The 269-nt window shown below is 36.8% G+C and carries 1 protein-coding gene; it reads left to right on the top strand.

Features of this window, described 5'->3' with window-relative positions:
* Position 1: 1 nt before the first annotated feature.
* Positions 2–269 (top strand): serine hydrolase (locus SB775_RS29900; RefSeq protein ID WP_410864873.1); only part of this gene is annotated, 268 nt, incomplete at its 3' end.

Below are 269 nucleotides of genomic sequence, written 5' to 3'. Positions count from 1 at the left end.
CATGTTATTGCTTTCTGGTACTTCAGTTAGTTTCGCACAATCTGAGAAAACGAAGCAGGAAAAAACAGAAGAAACCACGCCGAAGTTAGCGGAACAAGCGTCGTCAGCGATCGTAATTGAGCAAGATACAGGTAAAGTTTTGTTTGATAAAAATCCGAATGAAAAGTTACCACCTGCTAGTATGACAAAGATTATGACAATGCTATTAATTATGGAACAAGTTGAAAAAGGAAAACTAAAACTAAACGATAAAGTTAGAGCGAGTGAAC

It is taken from the genome of Peribacillus sp. SIMBA_075 (genome assembly GCF_046534585.1).
The sequence above is the reverse complement of the archived record's forward strand: the minus strand, read 5'-3'. Positions and strand labels throughout refer to the sequence as shown.